This is a genomic window from Mesorhizobium sp. M1169 (genome assembly GCF_040318345.1).
Taxonomy (GTDB): domain Bacteria; phylum Pseudomonadota; class Alphaproteobacteria; order Rhizobiales; family Rhizobiaceae; genus Mesorhizobium.
Map to the genome: position 1 here is coordinate 151,126 of NZ_JAMYME010000011.1, position 20,442 is coordinate 171,567.

15 protein-coding genes and 1 pseudogene are annotated in these 20,442 nt (G+C 62.7%); 4 read left to right on the forward strand and 12 right to left on the reverse strand.

What is annotated here, in order from left to right; genetic code table 11:
* The 7 genes and pseudogenes from NKH41_RS14215 to NKH41_RS14245 all read right to left on the reverse strand — a co-directional run bounded on the left by NKH41_RS14215 (position 1) and on the right by NKH41_RS14245 (position 7,452).
* Positions 1 to 849, reverse strand: a complete 849-nt coding sequence (locus NKH41_RS14215; RefSeq protein ID WP_352770280.1) for a carbohydrate ABC transporter permease — start codon at positions 847 to 849, stop codon at positions 1 to 3.
* Positions 849 to 1,772, reverse strand: coding sequence for a carbohydrate ABC transporter permease (locus NKH41_RS14220; RefSeq protein ID WP_352471776.1), 924 nt, complete (start codon positions 1,770 to 1,772; stop codon positions 849 to 851). Before NKH41_RS14220 ends, NKH41_RS14215 begins: the two co-directional genes overlap by 1 nt.
* A 213-nt stretch (positions 1,773 to 1,985) precedes the next feature.
* A pseudogene (locus tag NKH41_RS14225) lies at positions 1,986 to 3,263 on the reverse strand (ABC transporter substrate-binding protein).
* Between the two features lie 29 nt (positions 3,264 to 3,292).
* On the reverse strand, positions 3,293 to 4,480 hold the full coding sequence (locus NKH41_RS14230) for a PLP-dependent transferase (RefSeq protein ID WP_352770275.1): 1,188 nt from the start codon (positions 4,478 to 4,480) through the stop codon (positions 3,293 to 3,295).
* Complete coding sequence (locus NKH41_RS14235; RefSeq protein ID WP_023679986.1) at positions 4,477 to 5,211, reverse strand: FadR/GntR family transcriptional regulator; 735 nt, start codon at positions 5,209 to 5,211, stop codon at positions 4,477 to 4,479. Before NKH41_RS14235 ends, NKH41_RS14230 begins: the two co-directional genes overlap by 4 nt.
* Positions 5,212 to 5,673: 462 nt before the next feature.
* A complete protein-coding gene (locus NKH41_RS14240) occupies positions 5,674 to 7,047 on the reverse strand; it encodes a PleD family two-component system response regulator (RefSeq protein WP_352448689.1) in 1,374 nt (457 codons plus the stop codon).
* A 33-nt stretch (positions 7,048 to 7,080) separates the two neighbouring features.
* Positions 7,081 to 7,452 carry a response regulator gene (locus NKH41_RS14245; protein ID WP_006334976.1) on the reverse strand — a complete coding sequence of 124 codons (372 nt, stop codon included), beginning with the start codon at positions 7,450 to 7,452 and terminating at the stop codon, positions 7,081 to 7,083.
* A 216-nt stretch (positions 7,453 to 7,668) separates the two neighbouring features.
* Between NKH41_RS14245 and NKH41_RS14250 the strand changes: the two genes are divergently transcribed.
* Positions 7,669 to 7,968 carry a DUF3572 domain-containing protein gene (locus NKH41_RS14250; protein ID WP_352502452.1) on the forward strand — a complete coding sequence of 100 codons (300 nt, stop codon included), beginning with the start codon at positions 7,669 to 7,671 and terminating at the stop codon, positions 7,966 to 7,968.
* The gene (locus tag NKH41_RS14255; RefSeq protein ID WP_352770271.1) at positions 7,965 to 8,618 is read left to right on the forward strand and encodes a hypothetical protein; all 654 of its coding nucleotides are present in this window, start codon (positions 7,965 to 7,967) and stop codon (positions 8,616 to 8,618) included. The genes NKH41_RS14250 and NKH41_RS14255 overlap by 4 nt, the downstream gene beginning before the upstream one ends.
* Before the next feature lie 9 nt (positions 8,619 to 8,627).
* Here NKH41_RS14255 and NKH41_RS14260 read toward each other — a convergent pair whose 3' ends face one another.
* Together NKH41_RS14260 and NKH41_RS14265 are read right to left on the reverse strand one after the other, a co-directional pair.
* Positions 8,628 to 9,956 carry a hypothetical protein gene (locus tag NKH41_RS14260; protein WP_352777897.1) on the reverse strand — a complete coding sequence of 443 codons (1,329 nt, stop codon included), beginning with the start codon at positions 9,954 to 9,956 and terminating at the stop codon, positions 8,628 to 8,630.
* 348 nt (positions 9,957 to 10,304) lie between these two features.
* Positions 10,305 to 10,880: a GNAT family N-acetyltransferase gene (locus tag NKH41_RS14265; RefSeq protein ID WP_352742543.1), complete on the reverse strand. Its 576-nt coding sequence runs from the start codon at positions 10,878 to 10,880 to the stop codon at positions 10,305 to 10,307.
* Between the two features lie 68 nt (positions 10,881 to 10,948).
* Here NKH41_RS14265 and NKH41_RS14270 point away from each other — a divergent pair, with 68 nt between their 5' ends.
* The gene (locus NKH41_RS14270; RefSeq protein WP_352770266.1) at positions 10,949 to 12,277 is read left to right on the forward strand and encodes a DNA polymerase IV; all 1,329 of its coding nucleotides are present in this window, start codon (positions 10,949 to 10,951) and stop codon (positions 12,275 to 12,277) included.
* Positions 12,278 to 12,427: 150 nt separating this feature from the next.
* On the opposite strand, the gene NKH41_RS14275 is transcribed toward NKH41_RS14270, so the two are convergent.
* The gene (locus tag NKH41_RS14275) at positions 12,428 to 12,934 is read right to left on the reverse strand and encodes a hypothetical protein (RefSeq protein WP_352471786.1); all 507 of its coding nucleotides are present in this window, start codon (positions 12,932 to 12,934) and stop codon (positions 12,428 to 12,430) included.
* 173 nt (positions 12,935 to 13,107) lie between these two features.
* On the opposite strand from NKH41_RS14275, the gene NKH41_RS14280 reads away from it, so the two are divergent.
* A complete protein-coding gene (locus NKH41_RS14280; RefSeq protein WP_352471788.1) occupies positions 13,108 to 13,989 on the forward strand; it encodes a DMT family transporter in 882 nt (293 codons plus the stop codon).
* Between the two features lie 14 nt (positions 13,990 to 14,003).
* Here NKH41_RS14280 and dnaE read toward each other — a convergent pair whose 3' ends face one another.
* Positions 14,004 to 17,531, reverse strand: a complete 3,528-nt coding sequence (dnaE, locus tag NKH41_RS14285) for a DNA polymerase III subunit alpha (RefSeq protein ID WP_352770264.1) — start codon at positions 17,529 to 17,531, stop codon at positions 14,004 to 14,006.
* A 615-nt stretch (positions 17,532 to 18,146) separates the two neighbouring features.
* Positions 18,147 to 20,159: an acetyl-CoA carboxylase biotin carboxylase subunit gene (locus NKH41_RS14290; RefSeq protein ID WP_352770263.1), complete on the reverse strand. Its 2,013-nt coding sequence runs from the start codon at positions 20,157 to 20,159 to the stop codon at positions 18,147 to 18,149.
* Positions 20,160 to 20,442 lie beyond the last annotated feature (283 nt).

Sequence of the window (20,442 nt, forward strand, 5' to 3'; positions counted from 1 at the left end):
CTATCCCTTGACGGCGCCGGCGGTAAGGCCGGTGACGAGGTAGCGTTGCAGGAAGGCAAAGAAGACGCAGACCGGGATCAGCGCCAGGATGGAAGCCGCCATCATCTGTCCCCAGTCGACCGCGAATTTGCCGATATAGGTGAGCAGGCCGACCGCGAAAGTCTTCTGGTCGTCGCTGGAAATCAGCATCAGCGCAAACAGCAACTCGCTCCACGCGGCGGTAAAGACGAAGCCGAGCGTCGCGCCCATGCCGGGCAGCGTCAGCGGCACGATCACCTTGCGCATCGCCTGCAAGCGCGTGCAGCCGTCGATCATGGCTGCCTCTTCCAGGTCTCGCGGGATGCCGTCGAAGAAAGATTGCATCAGGAAGGTCGCAAAGGCCGTATTGAATGCGGTGTAGATGATGACGAGGCCGATCAGGCTGTTGATGAGGCCGATCTGCCCCATGATGCGGTAGATCGGCGGAATGACCATCACCAGCGGGAACGTCTGGGTGAGCAAAAGCAGGATGGCCAGGGTCGCCTTGCCGCGGAAGGAAAATCGCGACATGGCGTAGCCGGCCAGCGTGGCAATGACCGTTACGAAGGCTGCCGTCGACACCGAAACGATAACGCTGTTCAGGAAGTAGCGCGGGAAATCGGTGGCTTCGAGCACGGTGACAAAGTTCTGCAGCGTCGCTTGCGACGGCCAGAAAGTGATGCCTTCGGAATAGAGCAGCCGCTCCGGCGTAACCGAGATCTTCAACGTCCAGAAGATCGGGAACAACGCGAAGGCCATATAGGCGGCGATGGCGCCGTAAAGGCCGATACCGCCGAGGACGCGCGAGGAAGCGGAGCGTCCGGCAATCATCAGACGTGCCTCACCAGCGAACGGCGGATGCCGATAAGCGCAACCGCGTAGACGATGAGCAGCACAAGCAGCAGGACCGCCACTGCGGAGGCATAGCCTTTGTCCAGCGACTTGAACGCGCTGACATAGATATAGACCGGCACTGTGGCGGTCGAACCGGCAGGCCCGCCTTCGGTCATGACGAAGATCAGGTCGGCGAATGTGGCGATCCATATCGTGCGCAGCATGACGGTAATGACGATGGTCGGCGCCAGGAACGGCAGCGTCACCTTGGTGAAGCGCTGCCACGGCGAGGCGCCGTCGATCGCCGCCGCCTCATGCAGTTCTGACGGGATCGACTTCAACGCCGCCAAAAGGGTGATGGCAAAAAAGGGAATGCCGAACCAGACATTGGCGACGATCGGCCCCCACATGGCTGTCGAGGGATCGGAGAGCACGTTGGTTGGCTCGGCTTTCAGCCCCAAGGCGTAGAGCCAATGCGGCAGCGGCCCGATGATCGGGTTGAACAGCCAGGCCCAGGTCAGGCCCGAGAGGAAGGACGGTACCGCCCAAGGCAGGAACACCACGGCCTGCACGATCTTTCTGCCCCGGAACGGGGTGTCGAGCAGCAGCGCCAGGCCAAGTCCAAGGAAAAATTGGAAGAACAGGCTGGCTGCCGTCCACCATAGCGTGTTGACGAGCGCCTGCCCGAGCACAGGATCCGACAGCATCGCCTGATACTGCCCAAGCCCGACATATTCGGATTTGAAAGCGGAGAATTTGCGGAACGAGTAGCCGACACCGATAACCAGCGGCACCAGCAGCACGACGACCAGCAGCGCGATCGCCGGGCTGAGATAGAGCCAAGGCTCGATCGCGGCATGGGATAGCCGCCTCTTTCGCGGCCTCCCGGCGGATCGGATTTCGGACACGGCATAGGTCATTGGTACTGGATCGTCTCCTGGGTAAGCACGGGCTGGCGACAGCGCCTTCCCCGTTTACGGGGAGATGCCGGTCCACCCTCCGCAGCTGCAGCGCAGCTGCTGCGGAGGACGGGCAGGCAGATGAGAAGCAGCGCGAGCCAAGTCGGGTTGGCGCCGCCCCTCATCCGTCACGTCGTGACACCTTCTCCCCGTGAACGGGAGAAGGAAGAAAAGCTATTTCTTGTTCTTGGCCAGCCAGTCCTGCTGTTCCTTGGTCAGGAACTTGGCCCATTCGTCGGCCACGTCCTTGGCCGCCTTCTGACCAAGTAGCACTTCCTGAAAATTCTTGATCGCCACCTGGTCTACGAAATTGCCAAGGTTTTCCAGGTGAGTCGGCGGCGTCACCATCTCGTATTTGTCGCCGTTGTTCAGTTCCTCGAACCAGCCCTTGAACTGCTCGGTCCTGAAGTGAGCGTCCTGGTCGGCGCCGTTGTGGATTGGAATGACGCCGACTTCCTTTGCCCATTCCAGATTGTCCTTGGGCGACAACAGCGTCGCCATCAGCTTTCAGGCATCGTCCTTGTGCTGGGAATTGGCGAACATCGCCCAGCCGGCATAACCGAGCGTCGGATAGGATTTGCCGCTCGGCCCGACCGGCATCGGCGCCACGGCGAAATCGTCGGCGCTCATCTTGTCGGCGATGCCGAGCAGCGCGTCGGGATCCTGGTTCAGCATGGCGCAGGTGCCGCTGTAGAACCCGGTGACGGTCTCGTTGAAACCCCAGCTCACCGCATCTTTCGGCGCCAGGCCGTTCTTGTACATGTCGGCGAGCATCTGCAGGCCCTTGACCGAGCCTTCCTCATTGATGGTCGAGGTGCCGTCCTCGTTGAAATAGCCGCCCTTGCCGGCTGCGATGTTCATGAACATATGCATGCCGTTGAAGGCGCCCGGGCCGCCGCGCAGGCAGTAGCCATATTTGCCCGGTATCGCCGAGATTTTTTTGGAGTCCTCGACGAATTCATCGAGCGTCGCCGGCGGACCGTCCAGACCGGCCTCCTTGAACAGCTTCTTGTTCCAGAACAGCGCGTTCAGGTAATAGCCGTAAGGGATCATGTACTGCTTGTTATCGACCGTCGAGCCGAACTGCTTGGCACGCTCGCCAAGCGTTTTGGCATCGTCCCATTTGGCCATGTATGGCCCGAGATCCTCGAGCTGGCCGTTGGTCGCATAGAGGCCCATCCAGCGCTCCGGCATCTCGACGATGTCGGGCGTGTCGCCGGCCTGCACCATGGTGAGGAACTTCTCGAACGCCTGTCCCCAGGGCAGTGATACCAGCTCGACCTTGACACCCGGATTGGCCGCCTCGAATTCGGCGATCTGCTTCTTGAGGAATTCGGTACGCGGCGGGCTGGTGATGACCTCGACCATCTTGACCGTGGAATCGGCCAGCACGCTGCCGGCGGAAATCGCCAGACCCAAGACGGCACCAAGAAGGATGCTCAGTTTTTTCATGTTCAGCACTCCCATTTTGAACGGCTCCTTTATCTTTTTGCTCTGTCGAAGGCCCGGGCAACATCCGCCCACAGGTCTTCGACACTTTCCAATCCGACACTGAAGCGGATGGTTCGTGGGCTGACGCCGAAGCGCGCCATCGAATTCAGGCCCGGCGTCTGCTCGAGCGAGGCCTTTGCCGGAACGACCAGGCTCTCATGGCCGCCCCAGCTGACGCCGATGCGAAAGAGTTTCAGCGCATCGACGAAAGCCGGGATGTCGACGTCTTCCGTCACTTCGAACGAGAACAGCCCGGCATAGCCGGCAAGCGTCGCCTTGCCTGGATGGTTGGAATAGGCCGGGTGGTTGACCCGCTCGACATGGTCATGCGCTTTCAGCCGTTCGGCGATGGTCAGCCCGCTCTTCATGTGGTGCGGCAACCGCAGCGGCAATGTGCGCAGGCCACGCAGCAACAGCCAGGCCTCGAAAGGCGAAAGTTTGCCGCCGAGATAGGAATAGGTCTGCTCGTTGATATGTCGGATATGGGCGGCCGAACCGGCCACCACACCGGCGACGGTGTCGCTGTGGCCGCCGAGATATTTCGAGGCCGAATGCAGCACCAGGTCGACACCGTGCGAAATCGGCTTCTGGAACACCGGCGTCGCCCAGGAATTGTCGATCGAGGTGATGATGCCCTGCTCTTTGGCCAGCCGCGCCAGCTGGGTTATGTCCTGGAGCTCGAACATCATCGACGTCGGGCTTTCCAGGTAGAGCAGCTTGGCGCCGGGAAGTGCTGCCGCGACCGCGTCCGGATCGGAACCGTCGACATAGTCGACCTTGATGTTGAGCCGTGGCAAAAGCCGTTCGAACAGCCGGTAGGCATCGCCGTAGCAATTGCGCACGACAACCATGCGCTCACCGGCACCGACGAAAGCAAGCACCGTGGCGCTGATCGCCGCCATGCCGCTGGAAAAGCCGCGCGCGGCCTCCGCGCCTTCGAGAGCGGCGACACGCGCCTCGAACTCCATGACCGTCGGGTTGTCGCCGCGCGAATAGATCGGCTGACGTCGCCTGCCGGCGAATGTGTCGGCCATCTCGGAATAGTTGGCGAAGGTGAAGAGCGAAGTCTGGTAGATCGGCGGGACCACCGCGCCGCCGGGGAAAGGCTCGTCATGGGCGAGAAGCGTCGCTGCCTCGGCGAGATAGTCGTTTTCGAAACCGGCGGGATGATCGTTCATTTCTGGCCTGAAAGTTCGAGTTTGGCCGCGCCGCGCTTCAGATCGTCCTCGACGGTGGCGATCAGCTTGAGCGCCTCGGCCCGAGCCCCCTCCGGATCGTGCGCGGCAATGCGTTCGTAGATGGTGCGGTGGTAAGGAAAGCTGGCGTGGCCGAAATCACGAACGCCGAGCGGATGCTCCCAGAAACGATGGAACAGTTCGTGCATGGCGGCGATGATCTGCTCGAACAGCGGATTGCCGGAACTGCGGTAGATCGACTGGTGGAATTCCCAGTCCTCCTCCGCCGACATCCCGGCGCGGGTGTGGAAGGCCTGCTCCATAATGTCGAGCTTGCGCCCGATCTCGACGAGATCTGCCTGGCCCGCGCGGACGGCGCACAGGGCGGCGGCTTCCGCTTCCAGTGCCCGGCGGATTTCCAGCGTCTGCATCAGGCTGGTGAAATCATTGCCGCCGGCCAGCGTCAGCGGCATGTGCAGCATGTCCAGCGAGACCACTCCCTTGAGATAGGTGCCGCTGCCTTGGCGCCGTTCGACCAGGCCGAGCCCTTCCCACCGCGTCAACGCCTCGCGCACGGTGTTGCGGCTCACCTTGAGGCGCTCGGCAAGGATTCGTTCGGTCGGCAGTCTCTGGCCGGGCCCGAGAGCTTCCCGCATCACAAAGCCGGCCAGCGCCTTGAGCACCGCGTCGTCACGAGCAGTTGCCTGTATGGGGGAAAGGCCGAATTCGGTCATGCCACGGGTCACCAAATGGCTCAATGGTCCAACCAATTTCTGCATAGAAGACAGGGCCTGTCAATCGACTGCGGGCGCATACGCCCTGCCCAAGCCGGCTATTTCAAAGGGCGCTGTCGCTGCCGCAACAAAAATCAAACATTTTCCGGGTCTTGGCGTAGAATCCTGATGTGTTTTGAAAATTGGGGGCCGGCCGGCGTTTGGCAGCGGTACGAGGAGGCCACTATGTGCCAGCGCCGGCCGGCCGACCCCACGGACCCAGGAGATGCGGCGGACCTGAGCATCATGGGGTATTCTTCGGGTCGAACCGGCGATCTAGCCTCGTGCCGGTTACGTCTAAGGGCTGCACATTTGCGCAACAACTTATGGAAATCAACCGTTTCTTAACCAAGCCTCGCAAATCGCTTGGATTAAGGTAAATTCGTAACCTTGTCGCGTTGACCCGGCAATTGGTGTTCGGTGCTAAGCCGCCTTGGCGACGACGCGATTGCGGCCGCCGCTCTTGGCTTCGTAGAGCGCAAGGTCGGCGCGTTTCATTAGCGCGGAGACCGTGTCCACCCCTTTCAGCACCGACGAAACGCCGACGCTGACGGTGACTTCGACGGCTTTGCCTTCGGCGCCGACGGGAAACGGCAGTTGGGCGATTTCGGCGCGAATGCGCTCGGCGACCTTTTCGGCCACCGCGCCGTCGGTGTCCGGCATCACCACGACGAACTCCTCGCCGCCGAAGCGGCAGGCCAGGTCGATGCCGCGCACATTCTTGCGCAGCCGCCGCGCGAATTCGCGCAGCACGTCGTCGCCGCCGTCATGGCCATGCGCGTCGTTGATGCTCTTGAAGCGGTCCAGATCGGTGATCATCACCGACAGCGGCCGGCGCCGTGCCACGGCGCGGTCGAACAGCGTCTGCAGATGGCTGTCGAGATAGCGCCGGTTGTGCAGGCCGGTCAGGGCATCGGTCACCGCCATCTCGATGGTCTGGGTGACGCTGGCGCGAAGCTGGTCGTTGTAGCGCTTGCGGCGCACCTGCGTACGCAGCCGCGCGGTCAGCTCCTGCTGGTCGATCGGCCGCATCAGATAATCATTGATGCCGAGTTCGAGGCCGCGGATGATACGTCCCTCCTCGCCCTCGTCCGCCAGAAGGATGATCGGCAGGAAACGGGTGCGATCGAGCGAGCGCAATTGCGAGCAGAGCCTCAGCGGGTCGAAATCGGCGAAGGCCGTCGAGATCATCACGCATTCATACGGCTGCTCGGCGGCCTGGAAGAAGCCTGCATGCGGATCGTTGGCGACGTCGAGATCGGCACTGCCGCGCAGCATCTTCTGGATGCGCTCGAACGAGGATTTGCGCTCGTCGACCAGCAGCACCTTCGGCACCGCGTCGTCGGCAGCGAAGTTGCGGCTCAAAAGCTCCTCGATGCCGATATTGCGTGTCGTCGAGGCGCGCAGCCGCAGCTCGTCGGTCAGCGATTTCAGCCTGACCAGGCTCTTGACGCGCGTCATCAACTGCAGATCGTTGACCGGCTTGGTCAAAAAATCGTCGGCGCCGGCCTCGAGGCCGCGCACCCGGTCCGAAACCTGGTCGAGCGCGGTGATCATCACGACAGGGATGTGCGATGTCGCCGGGTCGCCCTTCAGCCGCCGGCAGACCTCGAACCCGTCCATGTCGGGCATCATCACGTCGAGCAGCACGACGTCGACCTTGCCGTTCTCGCAGATCTCGATCGCGTCCGGCCCGTTGGTGGCGGTCAGGACCTCGAAATATTCGGCGAGCAGCCGAACCTCCAGCAGCCTGACATTGGCTGGGATGTCATCGACGACGAGGATCCGCGCGGTCATTTCACAAAGCTCCGGCTCGGCTGGAAAGATACATCAGGCATCGCCCAGGTAGGATTTGATGGTTTCGATGAAACGCGGCACCGAGATCGGCTTGGAGATATATGCCTCGCAGCCGCCCTGGCGAATGCGCTCCTCGTCCCCCTTCATCGCGAAGGCGGTGACGGCGATGACCGGGATGACGTGGAGATCATCGTCCTCCTTCAGCCATTTGGTGACCTCGAGGCCCGACACTTCCGGCAGCTGGATGTCCATCAGGATGAGGTCCGGCCTGTGCTGCCGCGCCAGATCCAGCGCTTCCAGGCCGTTGCGTGTGCGCACCGTCTCGTAGCCGCTCGCTTCGATGAGGTCGCGAAAGAGCTTCATGTTGAGCTCGTTGTCTTCGACGATCATAACCTTCTTTGGCATCGATTTCCCGTCCCGGCTGACCTTCCACTCGAAGGGTGCCGTCATGCGCCCCTTGTCGGCACGCACCAAACCTGTTCCCACTATACGGCAATATGATTGACGAAACGCAAACCGGCCGCCCTAAAAGCGTTCGGATTCCAGATCGGCGGCTTGCTGCCGGCGACACTTGCCACTACTGCGAAAACAGAACGATTCCGCCCATGAAGGAAGGTAGCGATGGCAAACGCAGCGTCAATGCGCGAGGAAGCGGAAACCATTGCCGTAAAGGCGTTGGGCTTCGTCGCCGCCGATCCGGAACTTCTGCCCCGCTTCCTGGCGATCACCGGCATCGAAGCCCATTCCATCCGCCGGGCGGCGGGCGAGCCGGGATTCCTGGCCGGCGTGCTGCAGTTCATCCTTGCCCATGAGCCGACGCTGATGCGTTTTTCCGAGGAGACCGGAACGCCGCCCGCCGCAGTCGGCAAGGCATTGCGGGCGCTGCCGCTCGGCGACGACAATCATGAGCATTCGGTATGAGCGACGATCCCGAGACGGCGCGGCAGATCGAGGAGCTGGCCGCCGACGACCGGCCGCTGCTGGTGCTCGACGTCGACGACGTCGTGCTCGAATTCATCCGGCCGTTTCCGCATTTCCTCAAATCGCGCGGCTTCGGCCTGACGCTGGCTTCCTTCCGCCTCACCGGCAACATCACCGAAACGGCGAGCGGCCGTTTGATCGAACAGCCCGAGGTTACGGCACTTCTGGGGGAATTCTTTGACGCCCAGGCCGATTGGCAAAGCATCACCGACGGTGCCGAGGATGCTCTTGCAGCGCTTAGCGACAGCGCCGAGATCGTTCTGCTAACCGCCATGCCGCACAAGCACCGCGTGGTGCGCCGTGCGCATCTCGACGCGCTCGGATTGCCCTACCCGCTTTTGACCACCGAAATGGCCAAGGGACCGGCGGTGGCCAAATTGCGCGGCAACAAGGGCCGCCCGGTCGCTTTCGTCGACGATCAGCCGTCCAATCTTGTGTCGGTGCAGAACTCGGTCGCCGATGCGTATCTCTTCCATCTGATGGCCGACAATTCGCTGCGCGCTTTCCTGCCGCCGCCGCCGGACGGCGTCATCGTCGTCGAAGACTGGCGCGACGGCGCGCCGAAGATCGCGAGCGCTCTGGGGCTTTAATGCGAGCGCTCAGGGCTGCAGCTTCGGTCCTGCCCCGCCATTGTCGCCGCCGTCCGAATCCTCGCCCCCGGTCGAATTGTCCGTTCCATTCGCGCCATCATCGCCCGAGTTGTCATCCTGGCCGGCGCTGTCGTCCTGGACTTCATCCGGCCCCTTCAGCATGGCGCCGTTGACCGCAACGGACCCATCGGCCTTGGTGTTGATCACCCATTCCAGCCGGCCATCCGGCAGCGTCTTGCCAAAACCTTTGACGGCCAGCGCAAAGGGGAAGGCCTGCGCCATCTGCTCATCGCTCTTGGCGCCTTCCTTCAAGGCATCGACGATCCTGTCGTAGCCGGCCACAGCGACGGTCACGGTCGCATCAGGCTTTTCGCCGCCCGGGAAAGTCATCTCGCCTTCCATGGCGACTTCGACGTCGCCATTCTTCACGGTCGAGTGGCCGAGGATTACTTTGGGTTTCTTGGCCTTGAAATCGGCGACCAAAGCCTTGCCGAATTCCCCCGGCAACGGCGGATTCTTATTGAGATCAAAGGCTTCGATCGCCTTCTTCGCCATCGTGTCGAGATCGATATTGGCACCGCCGAAGTTGAGGTCGATATCCGTCGGCACCAGTGGACCAGTCCAGGCGGGCAGCAATTGCCGGGGGATCGTCAGACCGGAGGCCTTGATCCCATAGTTGATTTTGCCGTTCTGGGAGACGCCATCCATGCCACTAGCCAAATCCAACTGCTTCGCACCCCACTTGCCGACTGGGCTCTCAATTGCGAAATCCTTGAAGGCGTACGTTCCGTCGATTCTTTCCCAGACAGGCAACGCCGCAAGAAGACGTGACTTAAGTTCCGCCTGATTTACTTTCAGTTTCGCCTCGTCTTCATTAGCGACGGCAAAAGCAAGCAGATCCATCAACGGCTTTGTCCGAACACCCTTGCCGTTTGCATGCACCGAAAGTTCCGGCGCATTGAGGGTGACCGGGAAATTCAACCCTCGCTCGGGATCGTTGATTTTGAGGACTTCAGCAAAATTCAAGATCTTTTCCGCGACAGTGAAATCGATGCCGCCGTTCGCCGATTTCGTCGAATTTAGCGTGGCGGTGCCGGCACCGGCAGAGACATCGGCCTCTTGCTTCGGCTCCCGGGTTTTCATCGTCATAGCGTCCATTGACCCCGTGGCGCTGACGAAGGCCACCAGGGCCGGATCATATACACCGGTGAACTTGTTGTTCGACACCGAAAAGTCGATGTGCTGCGGCCCTTGAGGCCCCTTGAAATCGAACGATCCGGTCAGCGACGTATCCGCCGACACGTCCCACTGCCCGTCCTGGCGCGGCTTGACCCGCATGTCGTAAGGCGTGACGTCGAACTTGAAGGAATCCTGTTTCGACAGCAAAGCGACGAGCGGCTTGAAATCGACGGCGAGTTTGTACGCATCGCCGTCGGCAGTGATTTTCACCAGCCCGATATCGAAACCCTGCCTGCCGAAATAATGTGCCAGATCATCGGTAAGCTTCTTCGCGCCTTGGCTGTCGACGGTCTGGGCGAAAGCGGGCGCGCTAAACGCGACGGCGAGAACAAGTGGCAATACACGCTTCACGTCGATTCTCCGTTGTCTCGGGCCAAATCATTGCTTGTGTTAGTGAAACAGCGTTACAGCGGCAAGACGCCGACTGTAGGCCAAAAGCGCATCCGGCTAAAGCACCAGCCGCACCAGCGGTCGGCCTGGCTTACGTTCGACCAATCGCTGGAACCCGGCCTTTTCGAAGACCCGCGACGAGCCGACGAACAGCCCGATCGAGCGCGAATCCTTCGACAGGTCGATCGGGCAGGCCTCGATCAGCCGCGCGCCGTTCTCGCGGGCGAACTCGATGCCGCCTTGGACCAGGCGGTGCGACAGGCCCTTGCCCCGTGCTTTGGTGCGGATGAAGAAGCAGGAGATCGCCCAGACGCCCAGATCGCTGGCGTCGGCGGGGTCGATCGGCGCCGACCCCCTGCCCTGGTTGTTCCATTCGGGCACGTCGGCACGCGGGCCGATCTGCATCCAGCCGACCGCCTGGCCACCCTCGAAAGCCAGCAGGCCGGGCGGCGGCCCGGCCTCGATCCGCGCCTTGATGTGGTCCTTGTTGCGCTCCCGGTTGCTCGCGCGGCGTGCTGCGGGCGACAGCCGGAAATGTGTGCACCAGCAGCCGTAGCAGGCGCCTTGCCTACCGAAAAGATCTTCGAAATCCGCCCAAAGCTCGGGCACTAGCGGCGCTATGGTCGTATTCATGAGCTCTCTCCCGGCCCACCGCCTTGTCGTGGCATCCGTCCTGACGTACCATTGCATTTGTTCTCTTTATGTTCGCAGCGATGGCGGCCCCTGTCAACAATTCCGAACACGGTTTTTGCCGCGACTGCCTGAGTTTTCAGTGCAGCGAGGCACGCCGTTGCGAGCGCTGCGGCAGTCCACGGCTCGCCCGCCATCCGGAGCTCTACCGGCTGCGCCTTGCGCATATCGATTGCGACGCGTTCTACGCGGCGGTCGAAAAGCGCGACAACCCGGCGTTGAAGGACCGGCCATTGATCATCGGCGGCGGCAAGCGCGGCGTCGTCTCCACCGCATGCTACATTGCCCGCATCCACGGCGTGCGCTCGGCAATGCCGATGTTCAAGGCGCTCGAAGCCTGTCCGGAAGCGGTGGTCCTGCCGCCGGACATGGAAAAATACGTCCGCGTCGGCCGTGAGGTGCGCGCCATGATGCAGGCGCTGACGCCGCTGGTCGAGCCGCTCTCGATCGACGAGGCCTTTCTCGACCTCGCCGGCACCGAGCGCCTGCATGGCCTGCCGCCTGCGGTGGTGCTGGCGCGCTTCGCACTCGGCGTGGAAAAGGAGATCGGCATCACCGTTTCGGCCGGTCTTTCCTACTGCAAGTTCCTGGCCAAGGTGGCATCGGACTTCCGCAAGCCGCGCGGCTTTTCGGTGATCGGCGAGGCCGAGGCTATCGGCTTCCTGGCCGAGCAGCCGGTGACGCTGATCTGGGGGGTCGGCAAGGCCTTTGCCGCCACCCTCGAGCGCGACGGCATCCACACCATCGGCCAGTTGCAGCGCATGGAACGTGGCGATCTGATGCGCCGCTACGGCGTCATGGGCGACCGGCTCTACCGGCTTTCGCGCGGCGAGGACGACCGTCGCGTCGTTCCCGACCAGGACACGAAAAGCGTCTCGGCGGAAACCACTTTCGATACCGACATCGCCTCCGTCGACGAACTGGTTTCGGTGCTGAGGGCGCTGTCGGAAAAAGTCTCGGCCCGGCTGAAGAAATCCGGCATTGCCGGACGCACCGTCGTCCTCAAGCTGAAGACCCAGGATTTCAAGATCCGCACGCGCAATCGCCAGCTCGGCGATCCGACCCGGCTGGCCGACCGCATCTTTCAGACCGGGCTCGAGCTGCTGCGCAAGGAAGCGGATGGCACGAAATACCGGCTGCTCGGCATTGGCGTCAGCGATCTCTCCGACGATGACCGGGCGGACCCGCCCGACCTGGTCGACGTCCAGTCACGCAAGCGCGCCATGGCCGAAGGCGCCATCGACACGCTGCGCGGCAAGTTCGGCCGCAGGGCGGTGGAAACCGGCTATACCTTCGGCAAGGGCCGCGATGCCCATCCGCCCGAACCGGTCGAGGAATGATACCGGCATGTTTGAGATTCAGGTCAGGCCGAGTCGAGAAGGGTGGTTTCCGAGAACCGGAGCGGAGCGCACTTGTGAATACGTGAGCACTGGATGCGCAGGAAACCGCCTTTCGCAGGCCGGCCTCACCTGAATATCAACTTGCCCCAGTCACGTGCGCTGCAGATCGATCCGGGTGGTCACCACACTCTTCCCGGTTTTCGGATCGGTATCGACGACGATCAGCCGCATGCCATTCTCGCCGTTCTTCTCGACCGTCATTTGCGCCTTGCGATCGCCATTGACCTCCTTGGCCCAACGGATGCCGAGATTGATTGCGTTGCCGGAGCGGCTGCCGCTCAATTGCGCCGGCCCGGTGCGCGATCCGACATAGGTGCCGGTGTATTTCGTCCCGCTCGATTTGAGATCGGCGCTGATGGCGCGCGTTACCACGATAAGACCGCGGCAGCTGCCGTCGAGCGACAGCGAGCTCGACGTTGCGTCGGAATTGAAATGACAGGAGACATTCACCGTCGGCGCATCGGTGGTCACCTTGACGATGCCTTTGCCGGCGAAATTCCCCTGGAATGAGCGAAGAAAATCCGGATCGTCGGCATGCGCTGCCCCGGCCCCGGCCGTCAGGCAGCCGGCAAGTACAAATCGTGCAAGTGATTTCATCGGACCGCTCCTCGTTGGTATCCAAAACACAGCACGCAAACACTGAGGGACCAACGCTCCCCTCAGCGGCGGGTTCCGGCTTCAACATCACTGTTTGCAACGCTGCGCGGCTGGCCCAGTCGAATGCGTCGGCTAGCGGTTGCGATGAGCGCTCCGGCTTGCGACATAGCCGCATGGCACCCGCACCCTCGATCCCCAAGGCCGCGTTCTGGATGGCGCTGTCGATCGCCTCGTTCCTGGCGATGTCGGTGGCCGGCCGTGCCACGACGGCCGAACTAAACGTCTTCCAGGTGCTCGAGCTGCGCTCGGTGATCGGCTTTTTCATCCTGTTGCCGCTGGTCATGATGTCAGGCGGTTTTGCGGCGATGCGCACCGGACGCCCGCTGGCTCATATCGCCCGCAACGTCGTCCACTATACCGGCCAGGCTGCCTGGCTCTACGCCCTGACGCTGATCCCGCTTGCGGTACTGATCTCGATCGAATTCACGACGCCGATCTGGACCGCTTTGCTGGCCGTCGCTTTCCTCGGCGAAAGGCTCTCCCGGCCACGGCTGGCGGCAATCGTGCTCGGGCTGATCGGCGTTGTGATCATCGTGCGTCCGGGCGTCGGCGCGGTCAATCCGGGGCATGTTATCGTGCTGGGAGCCGCGGTCTGCTTCGGCGTCTCGGTGGTTCTCGTCAAGTCGCTGACGCGGACGGACAGCGTCGTGCGCATCATCTTCTGGATGTTGATCATCCAGTCGCTGCTTGGCCTCGTCCCGGCGCTTTACGAATGGCGCAACCCGCCGCTTGAGCTCTGGCCGTGGATCCTGCTCATCGCCTTCACCGGCATGTCGTCGCATTTCTGCATGGCCCGCGCACTTGTCTATGCCGATGCGACGGTCATCTCGCCAATGGACTTTTTGCGCGTGCCGCTGTCGGCGGTGATCGGATGGCTGCTCTATCACGAGCAGATCGACGCCTTCACCGCCGGTGGCGCCCTGCTGATCCTCATGGGAAATCTGCTCAACCTGCAGCGGAGAGCACCGCAACCGGCGGAGATCGCCGCTTCATAAGCGTGCGCTAACTCTTAGACCAGTTCCACCTCGACCACGCCCGGCACCGCCCGCATCGCCGACGCGATCTGCGGCGATACGCGGTAGCGGTTGGGCAACTCGATCTCGACCTCGCCCTCGCCGCCTTCCTTGATGACGATGATGCTCACCTGACTGTCGCCACGCTGGCCAAGCTGCGATTGGATTGTCGATGCCGGTGCGTCATTTCTGACGAAGATGCGCAACGCTTTCTGGATACGGCTTGCCTCTTCCTCCAACGACTGCACGGTCTGGATGCGCAGATTGACGCCTTCAGGCCTGTCCTCGGCCGAAACGGTGATCACCACCGAGCGGCCGGGTTCGAGCAGGTCGCGGTATTGCGCCAGCCCCTCGGAAAACAGCACCGCTTCATACTGGCCGGAGGTGTCGGAGAACTGCACGACGCCCATCTTGTTGCCGGTGCGCGTCTTGCGCTCCTGCTTGGTGGTCACCGTGCCGGCGAGCCGGCCGGCGGCAGCACCGCGTTTGACGGCGGCCGAAAACTCGCCCCAGGTCTGCACCCGCATTTTCTGCAGCGCCGCCTTGTATTCGTCGAGCGGATGCGCCGAGAGATAGAACCCGACCACCTGGAATTCACGGTGCAGGCGGTCGGCGGCGAGCCAGGGATCGGTCGCCGGCAAGTTGAGCGCCTGCGACTGTGCGCCGAGCGAGGCGCCAAAGATGTCATGCTGGCCGGTGACGGCATTCTGCTGCGCCAGCGACGCCAGCCCCATCATCCGCTCGACGCCGGCCATCATCGCCGCGCGGTCATGACCGAAGCAGTCGAGCGCGCCGGCCATGATCAGGCTTTCGAAGACGCGCTTGCCGACGATCTTCGGATCGACCCTTTCACAGAAATCGGCAAGGCTCTTGAAGGGTTTTTCGCCGCGCGTGGCGACGATGTGCTCGACCGCCGCGTCGCCGACGCCCTTGAGCGCGGCCAGCGAATAGAAGATGCGGTTCTCGCCGACCTCGAAATCCCGGAACGACGTCATGACCGACGGCGCCACCACCTCGATGCCGAGGCGCAGCGCATCCTGGCGGAAATCGGCGAGCTTGTCCGTATTGCCCATGTCGAGCGTCATCGACGCCGCCAGGAATTCGACAGGGTAATGCGCCTTCAGATAGGCGGTCTGGTAGGAGACGACGGCATAGGCGGCGGCATGCGATTTGTTGAAACCGTAGTCGGCAAACTTTGCCAGCAGGTCGAAGATGAAGTCGGCTTGCGGCTTGCCGACGCCGCGCTCGACCGCGCCCGAAACAAAGCGCTCGCGCTGCTTGTCCATCTCGGCGCGGATCTTCTTGCCCATGGCGCGGCGCAGCAGATCGGCTTCGCCCAGCGAATAGCCGGAGAGCTCCTGCGCGATCTGCATCACCTGTTCCTGGTAGACGATGACGCCTTGCGTCTCCTTGACGAGATGGTCGATCTTCGGGTGGATCGACGCCATCTCCTCCTCGCCGTGCTTTCTGGCGTTGTAGGTCGGTATGTTCTCCATCGGCCCCGGCCGGTAGAGCGCGACCAGCGCGATAATGTCCTCGATACAGTCGGGCCGCATGCCGATCAGCGCCTTGCGCATGCCGGCACTTTCCACCTGGAACACGCCGACCACCTCGCCGCGCGACAGCATGGCGTAGGTTTCGGGGTCGTCGAGCGGAATGTGGGCAAGATCGATCTCGATGCCGCGGCGGCGGATCAGCTTGACGGCCCTGTCCAGCACCGTCAGCGTCTTCAGGCCAAGGAAGTCGAATTTCACCAGCCCCGCCTGCTCGACATATTTCATGTTGAACTGCGTGACCGGCATGTCCGAGCGCGGATCGCGGTACATCGGCACCAGCTCCGACAGCGGCCGGTCGCCGATGACGATGCCGGCGGCGTGCGTCGAGGCGTGCCGATAAAGACCTTCCAGCTTCTGCGCCGTATCGAGCAGCGTCTGCACGATCGGCTCACGCTCCGCCTCTTCGGCAAAGCGCGGCTCGTTGGCGATGGCGTCGGCGAGCTTGACCGGATTGGCCGGGTTCGACGGCACCATCTTGCTCAGCTTGTCGACCTGCCCGTAAGGCATCTGCAGCACGCGGCCGACGTCGCGCAGCACCGCGCGCGCCTGCAACGTGCCGAAGGTGATGATCTGGCCAACCTGGTCGCGGCCGTATTTCTGCTGGACGTAGCGGATGACTTCCTCGCGCCGGTCCTGGCAGAAGTCGATGTCGAAGTCGGGCATAGACACGCGGTCGGGATTGAGGAAGCGCTCGAACAGCAGCGAAAAACGCAGTGGATCGATGTCGGTGATGGTCGTGGCATAGGCGACCAGCGAGCCGGCGCCCGAACCGCGGCCCGGGCCGACCGGAATGCCTTGTGCCTTGGCCCATTTGATGAAGTCGGCAACGATCAGGAAATAGCCCGGATATTTCATCTTCTCGATGACGCCGAGCTCGAAATCCAGCCTTTCGCGATATTGCTCGACGGTATAGCCGGGCGTCGGGCCGTGCGCCGCCAGCCGCGCCTCCAGCCCTTCATGCGCCTGCCTGGCAAGCTCCTGCGCCTCCGCCTTGACCGCAGCATCGGCGTCGGCGACATCGCGGCCGGCAAAGCGCGGCAGAATCGGATTGCGGGTCTTCGGGTAATACGAGCAGCGCAGCGCGATCTCGACGGTGTTGTCGATTGCTTCCGGCAGGTCGGCGAACAGCCTCGCCATATCGGCCTGGCTTCTCAGGAAGTGGTCGGGCGAAAGGCGGCGGCGATTGTCGGCCGCAACCACGGAACCTTCGGCGATGGCGATCAGGGCGTCATGCGCCTCATAGTCTTCACGAGAGAAGAAAAACGCCTCGTTGGTGGCAACCAGCGGCAGATCGTGGCGGTAGGCGAGGTCGACCGACGACTGCTCGATGGCGCGGTCGTAGCCGGAGACCCGCTCAAGCTCGACATAGAGCCGGTCGCCGAACAGGCTCTTGAGCGCCGAGAGCCGGGTCTCGGCGAGTTCGCGGCGATCCTGTTTCAAGGCACTGCCGATCGGACCGCGCGGTCCGCCCGTAAGGCAGATCAATCCGTCGGTGTGGCCCTGCAGCATCTCGCTCGTCAGATGCACCGCTTCGCCGGGCGGTGTCTCGAGGTAGACGCGGCTGACCAGCCTGACCAGATTGCCGTAGCCGGCCTCGGTTGCGGCGATCAGGACGACCGGCCGCATCTCCGGTCCTTGCCGCCTGCGGTCGCGCTGGCTGTCGCTCGCCTCGCCGGAAAAGGCGAGGTCGATCTGGCAGCCGATGATCGGCTGGATGCCGTCCTTTACCGCCTTCTGGGCGAATTCCAGCGCGCCGAACAGATTGTTGGTGTCGGTGACGGCGATTGCCGGGCATTCGTCCTGCACCGCATGGCCGACGATCTTGCCGAGCTGCAAGGCACCTTCGAGCAGCGAATAGGCCGAATGCACACGCAGATGAATGAATCGACGCGCCGCCGCCTCCGCCCGCGACGCCTTTGCATAGGCCTCGCGCAGCAAGGGATCGCGTGGAAGTCTTTCATCCGCCATGGTTTTTTCGCGCCGCCTCACAAGGACTCAGTCGATGAAGATGTATTGTATTGTCCGGCACCGGGTAACACGAGTCCAGCGGTAGTGATTGGAGCTTTGTGAACTTAGCAATCGCTTCCGCCGGCAGAAAGGCGCTGCCACCGAAGCTGCCAATCTCCCCCCTCGTGGGGGAGATGTCCGGCAGGACAGAGAGGGGCGCTGTCCCGCCGACGTCAGGCTGCAAATAAAAACCCGCCACTGCGGGCGGGTCGCTGGAGCCAATTAGCACCATACCCAAATTAGTAGCATAGCTGCCGGCACAAAGCAAGAACAAAATACGGCGCGACGGGGAAAAATGCGAATTCCTCGCGGCCTCGCCTTGTCCCTCCTCCACTGAGCGTGCCCAACCAATTGCAAGGTCGCGTTCCTTCGCGCCCCCCTCTGTCCTGCCGGACATCTCCCCCACGAGGGGGGAGATTGGCCATCATCTCGGCTTTCGCCAATTTCCAACGTTGCAGGAGCGAGCGAGGCGCCGAGGCTGCCAATCTCCCCCCTGGAGGGGGAGATGTCCGGCAGGGCAGAGGGGGGCGCTGTCCCGCCAACTTCTGACGGGCGTCGAGGGCGGGGGTTTCGGCCTCACGCGAATTCCATGATCACCGCATCGACGGCAAGGCTATCGCCTGGCCTGGCGTTGAGCTTCGAGACGATGAGATCGCGCTCGGCGCGCAGGACGTTTTCCATCTTCATCGCCTCGACCACGGCCAGCGTCTCGCCGGCCTTGACCTCCTGCCCCTCGGCAACGGCAATCGACACGACGAGGCCGGGCATCGGGCATAGCAGCATCTTCGAGGTATCCGGCGCGCCTTTTTCCGGCATCAGCCTTTCGAGTTCGGCGGTGCGCGGCAGCATGGCGCGGGCTGTCACCGAGATGCCTTTCCAGGCGATGCGGAACCCGTTCAGCACCGGCCTGACTTGCGCCGCGACCTTGCGGCCGCCGACCGTGCCGCGCCAGATGAGATCGCCCGGCCGCCAGTCGGATGCCACCGTCAGCGGTTTGCCGCCGTCGATTGTGAGGTCGAGCTCCATCGGAATGGAAATCATGCCTTCGACGATGGCAACCGAAAGATAATCCCGGCCGATCTTCACCACCCAATCGCGTTTCAAGGCGCCCGAATGCGGCGCCAGCCGCCCGCCCAGCCGGTCGAGCCGGTCGCGGCGCAGCAGTTCGACCGCGGTTGCGATCGCGGCCAGCACCGCGTTTTCTTCGCTGTTCGGCACAATGGGCGCGAAGCCGTCGGGATATTCCTCGGCGATGAACGCCGTCGATAGCCGCCCTTCCCGCCAGCGCGGATGCTGCATCAGCGCCGCCAGGAACGGTATGTTGTGCTCGATGCCGTCGACGACGAAACTGTCCAGCGCTTCCGACATCGCGTCGATCGCCGCCAGCCGTGTCGGCGCCCAGGTGCACAGCTTGGCGACCATCGGGTCGTAGAACATCGAGATTTCCGAGCCTTCGGTAACGCCGGTATCGTTGCGGATGACGACCTCGCCGAATTTTCCCTCTTCCGGCGGCCGGTATTTCGTCAGCCTGCCGATCGACGGCAGAAAGTTGCGATACGGATCTTCGGCATAGAGGCGGCTTTCCACCGCCCAGCCGTTCAGCTTGACGTCGCTCTGCTTGATGGCGAGCTTTTCGCCGGCCGCCACGCGGATCATCTGCTCGACCAGGTCGATGCCGGTGACGAGTTCCGTCACCGGATGCTCGACCTGCAGCCGCGTGTTCATTTCTAGGAAATAGAAGTTCTTGTCGCTGTCGACGATGAACTCGACCGTGCCGGCGCTCTGGTACTCGACGGCCTTGGCCAGCGCCACCGATTGCTCGCCCATGGCTTTGCGGGTCTTGGCGTCGAGGAAGGGGGACGGCGCCTCCTCCACGACCTTCTGGTTGCGGCGCTGGATCGAGCATTCGCGCTCGCCGAGATAGAGCGTGTTGCCATGCGCGTCGGCGAGCACCTGGATTTCGATATGGCGCGGATCGACGATGAATTTTTCGATGAAGACGCGGTCATCGCCGAACGAGCTTTTGGCCTCAGACCGCGCCCGGTCGAAGCCGTCGCGCACCTCTGCCTTGCTCCAGGCGATGCGCATGCCCTTGCCGCCGCCGCCGGCCGAAGCCTTGATCATCACGGGATAGCCGATTTCGCCGGCTATTCTTTCGGCATGGGCGGCGTTTTCGACGACGCCGAGCCAGCCGGGCACCGTCGACACCTTGGCCGCATTGGCGAACTTCTTCGATTCGATCTTGTCGCCCATCGCCTTGATGGCCTTGGGCTTCGGGCCGATGAAGACGATGCCTTCCTGCTCCAGCGCTTCGCAGAAGGATGCCCGCTCGGACAGGAAACCGTAGCCGGGATGCACGGCTTCTGCTCCTGTGGCCTTGGAGGCGGCGACGATCTTTTCCGCGACCAGATAACTTTGCGCAGCCGGCGAAGGCCCGATATGCACCGCCTCGTCGGCCATTTCGACATGCACGGCGTCGCGGTCGGCGTCGGAATGGACCGCGACGGTGGCGATGCCCATCTTGCGCGCCGTCTTGATCACGCGGCAGGCGATCTCGCCACGGTTGGCGACCAGGATCTTTGTGAACATGCAGGCCTCGTCCCTCGGCTGCCCTTCTTTTGCGGGCTTCCCGTTTTATGGGCTTCAGGGGGCCGGTCAAGGCAAAGTCGGAGCCTATCCCGCATGCAAATCGGCGGGCGCTGACGAAAATCCGGGGTCAGAACGTCGCTTCGTGCATAGCGCAGAGCTGAATGGTAAGTTAAATCTAACCTGGATTGCAGACTGCCTTGGGAGGATTGCCTGATGAAAACGCGCGCCGCTGTCGCCGTTGCCGCCGGAAAGCCGCTGCAGATCATGGAGGTCGACCTCGAAG